The organism is Pseudophaeobacter profundi (genome assembly GCF_029697505.1).
Lineage (GTDB): Bacteria > Pseudomonadota > Alphaproteobacteria > Rhodobacterales > Rhodobacteraceae > Pseudophaeobacter > Pseudophaeobacter profundi.
The window spans coordinates 412829-424819 of sequence record NZ_JARJEF010000002.1; the positions used below are offsets into that span (position 1 = coordinate 412829).

Annotated in this window: 6 protein-coding genes and 1 pseudogene; 4 read left to right on the forward strand and 3 right to left on the reverse strand. The window is 58.6% G+C overall.

Annotation, left to right across the window (positions count from 1 at the left end; genetic code table 11):
• Positions 1-111 precede the first annotated feature (111 nt).
• Both P2081_RS05155 and P2081_RS05160 read left to right on the forward strand, forming a co-directional pair.
• A complete protein-coding gene (locus tag P2081_RS05155) occupies positions 112-2529 on the forward strand; it encodes a GcvT family protein (protein ID WP_278921800.1) in 2418 nt (805 codons plus the stop codon).
• Between the two features lie 133 nt (positions 2530-2662).
• Positions 2663-3265 carry a nucleotidyltransferase family protein gene (locus P2081_RS05160; RefSeq protein ID WP_278921801.1) on the forward strand — a complete coding sequence of 201 codons (603 nt, stop codon included), beginning with the start codon at positions 2663-2665 and terminating at the stop codon, positions 3263-3265.
• A gap of 91 nt (positions 3266-3356) precedes the next feature.
• Here P2081_RS05160 and P2081_RS05165 read toward each other — a convergent pair whose 3' ends face one another.
• From P2081_RS05165 to P2081_RS05175, 3 genes are all read right to left on the reverse strand, one after another.
• The gene (locus tag P2081_RS05165) at positions 3357-7685 is read right to left on the reverse strand and encodes a Hint domain-containing protein (protein ID WP_278921802.1); all 4329 of its coding nucleotides are present in this window, start codon (positions 7683-7685) and stop codon (positions 3357-3359) included.
• 526 nt (positions 7686-8211) lie between these two features.
• Positions 8212-8670 (reverse strand): hypothetical protein, encoded by a 459-nt coding sequence (locus tag P2081_RS05170; protein ID WP_278921803.1) that lies wholly within the window; start codon positions 8668-8670, stop codon positions 8212-8214.
• A gap of 799 nt (positions 8671-9469) precedes the next feature.
• Entirely contained in the window at positions 9470-10324 is an 855-nt protein-coding gene (locus P2081_RS05175; RefSeq protein ID WP_278921804.1) for an alpha/beta fold hydrolase, read from the reverse strand.
• Between the two features lie 121 nt (positions 10325-10445).
• On the opposite strand from P2081_RS05175, the gene P2081_RS05180 reads away from it, so the two are divergent.
• Entirely contained in the window at positions 10446-10742 is a 297-nt protein-coding gene (locus tag P2081_RS05180; RefSeq protein WP_278921805.1) for a hypothetical protein, read from the forward strand.
• 581 nt (positions 10743-11323) lie between these two features.
• Positions 11324-11991: pseudogene (locus P2081_RS05185) on the forward strand (transposase); the annotation flags it as partial.

Here is an 11991-nt window from a genome sequence, read left to right on the forward strand (position 1 = left end):
TTGATGTTCGGGCGTGTTTTTGCCCACCAGCGGCACGCCTGGTCGCTTTTTTTGCTGGACTACTGTTCACAACTGTCCAGAATAAATCTGACACAACCAGGGAGAAGCCTCATGAAGACCACCACCCGCGTGGCTGTGATCGGCGGCGGCGTTGTCGGCTGTTCGGTCCTTTATCACCTGACCAAACTGGGCTGGTCCGATGTCATGTTGCTGGAACGATCCGAACTGACCTCTGGCTCGACCTGGCACGCGGCGGGGGGCTTTCACACCCTGAACAGCGATACCAATATGGCGGCGCTGCAGGGATATACCATCACGCTCTACCGCGAGCTGGAAAAGATCACCGGCATGTCCTGCGGTCTGCATCATGTCGGCGGCGTCACACTGGCCGACAGCCAGGAACGCTTTGACATGCTCAAGGCAGAGCGCGCCAAACACCGCTTCATGGGGCTACAGACCGAAATCGTCGGCCCCGAAGAAATCGCCAAGATCGCCCCGGTCACCAATATCGATGGCATCCTGGGGGGGCTGTATGACCCACTTGATGGTCACCTTGATCCCTCGGGCACCACCCATGCCTATGCCAAGGCGGCCCGGATGGGCGGTGCAACCATTGAAACCCACTGCAAGGTCATCGAGACAAACCAGCGTGCAGATGGAAGCTGGAATGTGGTGACCGACAAGGGCACAATCCATGCCGAGCATATCGTCAATGCCGGCGGGCTTTGGGCACGCGAGGTCGGCGCAATGGCCGGAATCTACTTTCCGCTGCATCCGATGGAGCACCAATATATCGTCACCGACGAGGTACCACAAATTGCCGAAATCATCGACAACGGCGGCGAACACCCGCATGTGATGGACCCGGCCGGAGAAAGCTATCTGCGCCAGGAGGGCCGCGGGCTGTGCATCGGATTCTATGAACAGCCCTGCAAACCCTGGGCGGTGGATGGCACGCCCTGGGATTTTGGCCATGAACTGCTGGCCGATAACTTTGACAAGATCGAAGCCTCGATTGATTTTGCCTACAAACGCTTCCCGGCCCTGGCAGAAGCTGGGGTAAAATCCGTCATTCACGGCCCCTTCACCTTTGCACCCGACGGCAACCCGCTGGTGGGGCCAGTGCCCGGAGTGCGCAACTATTGGTCCGCCTGTGGCGTCATGGCCGGGTTCAGCCAGGGCGGCGGCGTTGGGCTGATGTTGGCGCAATGGATGGTTGACGGAGAGCCAGAACGCGACACCATGGCGCTGGACTGTGCCCGCTTTGGTGACTGGATCACCCCTGGATATACCCTGCCCAAGGTCATCGAGAACTATCAAAAGCGTTTCTCCATCGCCTACCCCAACGAAGAACTGCCCGCAGCCCGACCGTTTCGTACCACGCCGATGTATGACATCTTTGATCAGATGGGCGCGGTCTGGGGCCAACAATACGGGCTAGAGGTTGCGAACTATTTTGCCAATAGCGATGAACCCCGTTTTGAAACACCATCGTTTCGCCGCTCCAACGCCTTTGCGGCCACCGCCCGTGAGGTCAAGGCGGTACGTGACGGCGTTGGCATCAATGAGGTGCATAACTTTGGCAAATACCGCGTCAGCGGCAGCGGGGCGCGGGCCTGGCTGGATCGTATCATGGCAGGCCGGGTGCCGCAGCCTGGGCGTATCAGCCTCACGCCGATGCTGTCGCATCAAGGTCGGCTTATCGGCGATTTCACCATCTCTTGCCTGAGCGAGCAAGAATTTCAGCTCACGGCATCTTATGGGGCCCAAGCCTATCACATGCGTTGGTTCCTGCAGCATCAGGTCGCGGGCGTCGATATTCAGAACGTTTCAGACAGTCGCAACGGGTTTCAGATTGCCGGCCCCCAGGCAAGCGCGGTGCTGCAAGCCTGCACCCGGACTGACATTTCTGACATGCGGTTCATGGATCTGCGCCAAATGACCATCGGCATGGTCGACTGCCTGGTGCAGCGGATCAGCTACACTGGCGATTTGGGCTATGAAATCTACTGTGATCTGCCCAGCCAGCGCGCGCTCTGGTCCAGCCTGTGGCAGGCTGGCAAACCCCATGACATGCGGCCCTTTGGCATGCGGGCTATGATGTCGCTGCGGCTGGACAAGTTCTTTGGCTCTTGGATGCGGGAGTACTCGCCAGACTATACTGCGGCGGAAACCGGGCTGGACCGGTTTATCTCGTTCAAAAAGACTGCGGATTTCATCGGCCGTGCCAAAGTCGAAGCCGAGCGAAAAGCAGGGCCCGCCCGTAGGCTCTGCGCCTTTGAGGTCGCGGCCACGGATGCCGATATCACGGCCTATGAACCAATCTCACTGGGCGGTGAAGTGGTGGGGTTCTGCACCTCGGGAGGGTATTCCCATCATGCGCAGAAATCCATCGCCCTGGGGTTTGTCCCGGCCCAGCATGTACAAGAGGGGCTGGAGGTCGAGATCGAAATCCTGGGCCAGATGCACAAGGCGCGGCTGATCACCACGGCGCTGTTTGATCCAGAGGGCACCCGCATGCGCGGCTGACCCGGTCGGCTGCGTTGCAATGTCATCCCCTTGCCAAGGGGATGACACCGGGCATTTCCACTGGTCATTCGCAGGCAATGTTCCCAAACTGCCCCGCAACACGTCACGGTCATTCACCAGCCCAGGGGGCACCATGGATAATATCGCGGTTCTTTTGCTTGCAGCCGGTGCGTCTTCGCGGATGGCGGGGCAGGACAAGCTGATACAGCGGATCGACGGCAAGCCCCTATTGGCGCGGATCTGCCAGCGCGCCGACAACACCGGACTGCCCTGCTATGTGACCCTGCCAAGCAAGACCCACCCGCGCGCGGCGCATATCGGTGCAGCGCAGATTGTTCCGGTTCCTGATACGGCAGAGGGCATGGCCGCCTCGATCCGCGCAGGAGTGACAGCCCTGCCAGACGCGATCGATGCGGTCATGATCTTACCCTGCGACATGCCGGATCTACAGACCGAGGATCTACTGAACCTGGCGCGCCGGTTTCACGGGCCAGACAGCCCAGTGCTGCGCGCCACCACAAGCACCGGCACCCCCGGTCATCCCGTGCTATTTCCGCGCCGAAGCTTTGCCGGTCTGCGCCAGATCACCGGCGATCAAGGGGCCCGCGCACTGCTGCGCCAGGAAACTGTGCAGCACGTCGCCCTGCCCGGCCAGCGCGCGGTGACCGATCTGGATACCCCTGAGGCCTGGGCGAAGTGGCGCGCCGCGCAACGACAGGCACAGCCAGAAATCTGACTTCCGTTATCCAAAGCTTGGCAGAAGATAATAAGGGACAGCACCCAGCGGCACCGTCCCCTATTTCATCATTGTCACATCGTTGATGCGCTTAGTGCACCAAAAGGCGCGCCTCGTGGCGTTTCAACGACCGTCGGGCAGAGCTGTAGGCGACGCGGCCCTGCTCTGACTTGAGTTCTGGGAACAGCTCAAAGACTTCGTTGCGCTGGGTGTTATCCAACCCGCGCAGAGTTTGATCCCCCGGCTGGAAGCTCTCGGTCCAGGCACCATCCGACAGGACCACCTCATGCTGATCGAACATAAAGTGGATATAGGTCACCGAACTGGTCTCTACCGCGTCAATGCCCACCAGCCCGGTCAGGTGCTTGGCTGCGACCAGCACTTCGCGGTCTTCGAAATACAGTGCGGTCTTGTCATTGGCCACCAGCACCCGGTGATTGGGGCTGACCATCATGTCGCGTTCCGGCAGACCATTACCCAGGGCGCCTTCACGGATCAGGATCGGCTGCAGATGTTCCGCTTGTTTCAGATCGGAACTTTCCAGACAGCGTGTCCCGAGCCAGCGAATGACCTGAATGCCGTTGTCGCGGGTGATGACCCGGTCCCCAACAGCCAGATCTTCCACCCGGCGCTCACCTTCTGGGGTGGCGATACGGGTTCCCGGTGTAAAACAGGGCACTACGACTGTCTCGATCTCATAGAAGTTCGCAGTCCCCGTTTCGGCACCGCTGGCATCAAAGAACGTCACCACACCGTTTTCGGGGTTGGTGTCATCCAGATCAACGGTCAGGCTGCCACCGGCGTTCTGCGCTTCGGCTGCACCGGTAAGATCCAGCACGTCGATGTCAGAGCCATCCGCATCTTCGCCACCATAGATCGTATCACCTTGGCCCATACCCGTGAAACTATCTGAACCGATGCCGCCAAAGGCCAGATCAAGACCGCTATCGCTATCAAGACCAACGGTATCTGCACCCGCGCCACCGGACAACAGATCGTTGCCCTCGCCGCCCGACAAGCTATCGTCGCCTGCGCCGCCTGCGACCAGATCATTGCCGTCATCGCCTGTCAGCGTGTCGTTGCCTTCACCGCCGGAAACGACGTCATCGCCTGCGCCACCGCCAAGAAGATCATCGCCAAGACCGCCAGAGACTTCATCCTCGCCGGTTTCACCGTAAACCGTGTCCGCACCGCTTTCACCGCGCAGCACATCGTCCCCGCTGCCACCTTCGATAAGGTCATCGCCACCTTCTCCAAAGACCTCATCATCGCCAGCGCCGCTGATCACGGTATCACCGCCATCGCCGGCAAGGACGATATCATCGTCGCCGACTTCACCGGGCAACAGAGCATCACCGGCATCGATCAGGTCGCCGTCCGGGTCGCCAAGGTAAGATGTGTCGATCACATCGCTCCCCGCAGTCCCTTCGACGACACCATCACCGGGTAGCGGGCGCGCTCCGGGAAGCAAGGGTGCCGCAGGCACATCATCCCCAGAAGGAGGCGGAGCAGGTGCCGCCGGCAATGGCGAGGTCGGGTTAATCACATCCTCAACAAATAGCACGTTCTCGATATTCGAGAATGTCGCGGTACCGATCACTGTCTGGGTTGTCAGGTCATAGAAATCGATCGTGCCATTTTCCGGGTTCGCCGGATCGTAGTTGATCACCGCAGGCCCGTTGATGACGACAGTATCATTGTCGATACCCGTTTCGCTGCCGTCGATCACATCGCCGGGGCCGACCTCGATAAAGACATCCTGATCGGCGCCACCGACCAAAAGGTCAGCGCCTTCGCCACCGTCGATCAGGTCGCCGCCGGTGCCACCAAGGATCGTGTCATCGCCGCTGCCACCAAGAAGAATATCAGCAGCGCCATCGACGCTGTTGCCTTCGTCACCGTCATTCACATCCCCATGCAGGATGTCATCCCCGTCGCCACCAACCAGCAGATCGCTGTCAGCACCGCCGGTCAGGCTATCGCTGCCCTCTCCCCCAAACATGAGGTCTGTATCGGCCCCCCCATCAATGGTGTCGTCACCTTCGCCACCGCCAAGGATATCAATCCCCGCGTTGCCGGAAATATCATCATCACCGCTGCCACCCAGCACCAGATCAACGCCATCGCCACCTGCAAGAAGATCATCACCATGGCCGCCCAGCACAATGTCCGACCCGTCGCCGCCATCAACCGTATCATCATCGATGCCCGCATCAATGAAGTCGTCGCCGCTGCCGCCGGTGATCAGATCGTCATCATCCTGGCCATAGATCACATCATTTCCGGCGCCGCCGTCGATGGTATCCATGCCATTGGTGGGATCAGGATCAACCGGGCGCCCGTCAGCGCCATCATCCATAATGTTCAGCGCATCCGGAAACGCCGGGTCAAGCCCACCATAGAGAGTATCATCACCCGCACCGCCAAGCAGGCTGTCGGATCCTTCACCGCCAGTGATGACGTCATCATCAGTCCCGCCATCGATGGTATCATCATCTATACCACCATCAATGGTATCAAAGCCCGCGCCCCCAGCGATCAGGTCATTGTCATCGCCGGTGGTGATCAGATCATCGCCGGCACCGCCATCGACGGTATCGCGATCATTGAAGGGATCAGCATCCGCCGGCACAAAAGGAATATTTGGCGTGGTGCCCGTATAGCCATCAAACCCCCGGTCCGGCAAAGGTGCCAGGTCATCCGAAGAGGTGTCGATGACATCATCGCCCTCGCCGCCATCAACACTGTCAGAACCATCGCCACCAATCAGCGAGTCATCCCCGTCATTGCCAAGGATGATATCATCGCCGTCGCCACCATCGATTGTGTCATCGCCCGGCACAACGGAAGGCGGGGTTCCAAGGGCGTCGAAGAAGACATCGCTAACCACCACGCTGCTAGAGATGTTGCCATCCTGGCTATGGGTGATCACAATCGATGTAACCGGTCCGGGAATGGTTACCAACATAGATGTATTGGGATTGTCGTCACTGGTGAAGGTGTCGTCTTCCTTGGCGGTGGCCGTGTCGTAACCGGAAACAGCATCGGTATCTGTCATCGTCAGACCAGGGCCACCCGCCAGGTTCACCACCACCGGGTTTCCGGCCGCATCAAAGGCAGTAATATTGACCACACTGTCAGCATCGATATCGCTGACACGGAAAGAGACATCACCAACCGGTCCCGAAAAATCCAGCTGATAGTCGGCACTGCTTGCATCAGCACTGGTTGCCGAATTCAAGCCGCTTTGCGGATCTGCCGCCACACCGCCGGTGTTGATATTGCCAACAAACTGCGGCACATCGGTAAAATCGCTGGTCGGCGCACCGGTGCTGGTGACAACCGAAAAATCAACAGTAACCGAGCCGGTATCCTGCGAGAATCCCGCCGTCAGGTCATCGCCGGGATCAACCGGGTCGCCGCCATCCGGATCAGGCGCGAGATCCCACTGGAACACTTCGCGGGTGCCACCACCGCCCACACCACCGGGAACATCAGTGTCGCCCTGCAGCACGTCATCGCCGGCGCCGCCGCTCAGGCTGTCTGCCCCGCTGCCGCCATGTACGGTATCATCGCCAGCACCTGCCAGCACAGTATCATCGCCGCTACCGGCATTGACCAGGTCATCGTCGGGTCCGTCAGCCGGGTTGATCGCATCGCCATTGTCGATACGGTCGCCTTCAGGATCCCCCAAATAACCGGTATCAATCAGATCATCTCCAGTGCTGCCTTCGACGATACCGTCGAGCCCACCGCCATTGTGCTGCACGACATTATCGTCCAGAACCGCAACATAGTCGATGCTGCCTTCAAAGGCATTGCCACCGTCACCATCGGCCCCGATGACAAAGCTATCTTCGCCATCCGCAGTCACATCAAGGGTCATTCCAACCACATCATCGCCGGTGGTAAAGCTGGTCCCCTGAGTGCTGTTTTCCACCACCAGGGTCACGCCGCCGGGGCTCCAGCAGTAGGAAACGGTCAGCAGATCACCCGCAGCAAAGAAACCGGGATCGCTTGCAAAATCCACTGTATTGCCATCATCAGCGTGGCTCAGGCTGACAACACCCTCTTCGCTCACCCGAATGACAAAGCGCTCACCGTCGGCATCATCCTGCGATGACAGACCTCGGCTTACGACTGTTTGCTCACCGCTTCCCGGCACCGCAGTGGCCTTGAAGGAAGTGATCAGGGAACCGGTTGCAAGATCAAACGGCCCGTCCTGGTCGCCTGCTACATTGAACTGGCTGTCACTGCCATTTCCCAGCATCCAGCCGCCCGCATAGGTCGCACCGCCAACCCCGACACCATCCTGGGCAATCCCATCGCCAAGACCGCTGTCATCGGTGGTGTACCCGTCGCGAAAGTCCCACAGACCAACCAGATTGGCCGAATACGGGTTGTCAAAATTGTCAGCCATCTCGTTCTCCTTATCGGTGTGGCGCCGCAGTCAGCGCGCCCCGTCGCTCGAAGCGTTCAATCCGAAATAAAATCAACCGCAAAACCGCAGTTCCAAATTCATGCCCGAAGTTGAGGAGACAGCACTATCTAGCCACGCGTTACGTGTTCTATCCCGTACAACAGGACAGAGTGCGCCGATTCAGGTTGTACGGAAATTGGATCAAACGTGAAGGCAGTTCACGCGGCGCCTTTGATAGCAGGCTGCGCCAGATCTGGTCTCGTAGCACCCTAGAAAATATACCCCCCAGTGGGTGAGTAATGAATAGCGGATGAATATATTTCAACAAAGAGAAAAAACCGTCAGAAATTTTAATAAATTGCCAGACAGCCCTGAAACTGGCCCCAGACCTGAAAATTGAGCAGCAGGCGGAAAGTCGCGATTGTTCTCAAATCAACATCAATGCGGCGCAAGAGCACGAATAGCGACCACTAACAGAGACAAAAGCCACCCATTCAGCGCAGGGTTGTTTCCAGTTACGCAACCTTCAGGCCCCCCCCACCCTGGCAGACACAGAGAGGCCGCGTGATATCCGCCCCGGCAAACGGATGGCAAAATTGGAACCAATTGCGAAAAATACGAGGAACTGTTTCCCTAAAATAGTCAATCGCGCGGGAATCGTATCACGCTCCACATCGCGCGCATGATATACACCGGGCCTTTCTGCCAAACATATCACCCCAACCAGCCTGCCATGGTCCAGCCCCTGAATAGAGCTTTCCTGCGTTCCATTTCGCTTCCAGAAAATCGGAATACCGGCGGCTGCAAAGGCCAAAGAAAAAAGGCGGTGGGCCACAGTCATCCTTTCATTCAACTGGTTCTGGTTGGCAGTCTTGCCGCGGTGACTAGTCAAATTAACGGGCGGATCCAACGCCGAAGGCGGTCTCGGCAACTTTTGCGCTAGGGGTCTGAAGCTCGCCGCGCGCACGAAGCAGGCATAGGTCATTCTGACTATGCACCGACCGTCGAGGCGATCGGTCGCCTGTTCGATAAACTGGCCCCCCCTTGGCAGCCGAAACGGTGGCCAAGGTCATCTGGGACGTCGCCAATGAGACCGGAGACCGCTTGCGCTTCCCGTGTGGGCGCAGATGCCAAGCCCCTGTTGGACGCGTGCAAGAGCCAGGATGACGCGAGCTTCAGCGATGGCATCAAGACGCTGATGAGCAGCAGATAGCAAGCCAACCGGAACTGGGTGAATGGCCCGATAGGTGAGAGCTGTGGCTGCGCCAAAGTCGACGCAGTCCGCAGAGTGGCCTGTCGTCAGCGTTGCACCGCTGCATGTGCAGCTAAACCGCTTCTTATTCTAGTGTTTTCCGCCATTCATGCAAAACAGACCGGTTCAGCTTAGTTCAGGGAACCTATGGATACTTCGTACTAAACCCAGATGACTGCAGCCAGCCCAAGTGGGCTCGAAGCCGACTTGAGGCGGTGCAGAGTGCTGATCGCTGGTCTGTACGGATATCTTCACCGTCGTTGGTGACCGCACCGCCCGACCTGCATGTGCAGGCCCGCCAAACGGGTCACCAGGCATGCGGCCGCTTGGGGCTGCTGGGGGCACCTGCGACAGCAACGGCAACCTTCCAGGCCGGTGATCAGCCCGCTGCGGTGCCGCAAGGCAGATCTGAGTCCGAAGTGTCGGATGCCAGAGTAAGTTCTAATGCCGGGACCGGTCAGAGGAGCGGACCCGGTGAAACTGGTCAGTTCCTGCAATACCCCGCGCGGTCTATATTCACACGGGGCATGCTTCAGGCTAGGAAGTTCAGGAGGGTTTCGTCAAACCGCTCTGCTTCTTCCAGTTGCGGGGTGTGCGCGCTCCGCTCAAAAAGAGCAAAGACCGGCTGTCGATTGTCCGGGTTAAGGGGGAGCCAGGTTTCCAGCGGCGCAACCAAATGGTCATGCCGCCCCATGCAAATCAGAAGCGGGGTCTGAATCTCCTGCAACGCTGTGCCTGGATCGAAATCGCGAAACACGTCCCCCCACAAACTGTCGAAAATCGGCATATTAACGTGGACACCCTGCCAAAGATCGGAAGCATCGAAACATGGATCAAACCAGCTGCGGGCGGCCAGCCCCAGGCACATCCAGATGAACCTCTTTTCCGGTTCGGCATCGATCTTCGCAGCCATCCGTTCCAGATCCTGCGCCAAACGGTGCTTGCGTTCCGGAGCCGCAAGCATACCCCAGATCCGCTCCACGTATGCCATGTGCTCCGACGAATGGCTTGGTCCGGTTGCAACAACCACGGTTTTCCGGACAAGATCCGGCCTGCGGCGGGCGAACTCCAGTGCCATGTAGCCGTGGCCCGAGTGCCCCATCACATCCAGGCGTGAAAGGCCAAGCGCGCTGCACATCGCAGAGATATCATCAGTAATGGTCACCAGTTTGCAGTCACGCGCCTCGACACCGCGGTCGGCATGAGAGAAGCCGCGGTGATCAATGAAGATAAGCTTTCGCTTGCTGCGCAAGCCTGCTGAAAATGTGCGAGGATAGAAGACGTGGCTGCCAATGATCAGCAGTGGTTCTCCTTCCCCCTCGATCGTGTAGCCGAGCGCGTAGCCATCCCGGTGGATGCGCCCTTGGACGCTGTCATATTTTTCCATATAAATTTACCCGCAAGAGGTGTCCTCTTACGCTCCGATTGAAGCAGTTGAACGTTCGGCCTGTCATTTGCCGGACGGCCGGTAATGATCGATCTGCGATCTTTGCTAACGGATAAGTTTCATGGAATCCCTGCTGCTGTTTCGGGGCGCTCCTATTGCTTTTCTCGTAACCAGTCAAGCCGCTGAGGTTTCCGGACAGGCAGCATTCGACCGCGGAGGCGTCATTGCCAGAGATGACGCGAACAGCAGCAGCCCGGCACTGTGTGAGCTCACAGGTTCCAAAACCTCGCAACCGCAGCGAATGGCCGGAACGGCGGGCCGCGCCGCAGCAGAAACCCTCTGCTGGTTGCATCAAACGGCCGAGTTTGCAAAGGGCGCTTTCTGCGCTTCGCTGCACTTGGTGCGAGCCGCAGCATAGCAGCACAGCAGCATAGTTGTATTGCCTTTCGACCTATGAATGGCTGCTATCGTCACGCTGTGGCTTGATCCGCGCATGTGCAGCGAATGACCGAACCGCCCATTGTTTTTCCACACAATCGGCTATCAGAAATCTTCGCAAGGAAGCCCTCAGCTACCGCGTGGTCGTCAAGTTCTAGAGCTAAGATTAACTCCGCGGCTCGCAGCCGTTGATCTCTCCATTTATTGCGCCCAAACGAAGGTTCGCCATCCATACACTCCTGGACCTCTGCAAATGAATTCGTGGGTCCTTCTGGCGCCCTGCAGCGTGGGTATATTCGCACCCCGGTGTTTGGGGCGATGGTGAATTTCCGCGGAGTTGGTTTTTGGATTGGGGTTGTTGTTATGTAGGAACTACACCGAGGCAATACTTGTTAGCTTTCTGGCCGGCATCTGACTTCGATCTCGATTGGCGCAGGGGCGCAGCTCACCAGCCTCTTCCTTGTTCAAACGCCCGGTGAGCATTTTACTCATGTTGACCTGCCCCCCGCGAAATCCCTCATTGTGATGTAGAGTCTGCGCCAACTCTGAAGGAGCAGACACATGCGAAAGAGCCGTTTCACCGAGGCGCAGATAATCGGGATGATCAAGGAGCAGGAGGCCGGAATGCCGACTGCGGAGGTGTGCCGCAGGCACGGCCTGAGCACGGCGACGTTCTACAAGCTCAAGGCCAGGTATGGCGGTATGGAAGTGTCCGAGGCGGCCAGGCTGAGGGCGCTGGAAGATGAGAACGCCAAGCTGAAGCGCCTGCTGGCGGACACCATGCTGGACAACGTCGTGTTGAAAGACCTGCTGGGAAAGAACTGACGACATTGATCAAGCGGCGAGATGCGGCGCTCCAGGTGATGCGGGATCATGACATCTCGCAGCGCCGGGCGTGCAGGCTGGTTGGTGTCGATCCCAAGACAGTCCGGCGAGAACGCCCGCCGGATTGCTCCGAGATCCGCAAGGAGATGCAGGAGATTGCCGGCAAGCGGCGTCGGTTCGGCTATCGTTGGATCGGCGTTATGCTCGAACGCAAGGGCATGATCATGAACCACAAGAAGCTGTATCGGCTCTACCGGGAGGAAGGGCTCTCGGTGAAGCGACGACGTGGCCGCAAGCGGGCCCGCGGCACACGCACACCGATGCCGGAGGCGGCGCGCCCAAATGCGCGGTGGTCGCTGGACTTTCTGTCGGACAGCTTCGGTGCTTCACGCAAGTTCCGCATA

What these genes read in the sequence shown, in the direction of transcription:
- P2081_RS05155 (WP_278921800.1), top strand. Translation starts at nt 112, where the DNA reads ATGAAGACCACCACCCGCGTGGCTGTGATCGGCGGCGGCGTTGTCGGC.
- P2081_RS05160 (WP_278921801.1), top strand. Translation starts at nt 2,663, where the DNA reads ATGGATAATATCGCGGTTCTTTTGCTTGCAGCCGGTGCGTCTTCGCGG.
- P2081_RS05165 (WP_278921802.1), bottom strand. Translation starts at nt 7,685, where the DNA reads ATGGCTGACAATTTTGACAACCCGTATTCGGCCAATCTGGTTGGTCTG.
- P2081_RS05170 (WP_278921803.1), bottom strand. Translation starts at nt 8,670, where the DNA reads ATGACCTATGCCTGCTTCGTGCGCGCGGCGAGCTTCAGACCCCTAGCG.
- P2081_RS05175 (WP_278921804.1), bottom strand. Translation starts at nt 10,324, where the DNA reads ATGGAAAAATATGACAGCGTCCAAGGGCGCATCCACCGGGATGGCTAC.
- P2081_RS05180 (WP_278921805.1), top strand. Translation starts at nt 10,446, where the DNA reads ATGGAATCCCTGCTGCTGTTTCGGGGCGCTCCTATTGCTTTTCTCGTA.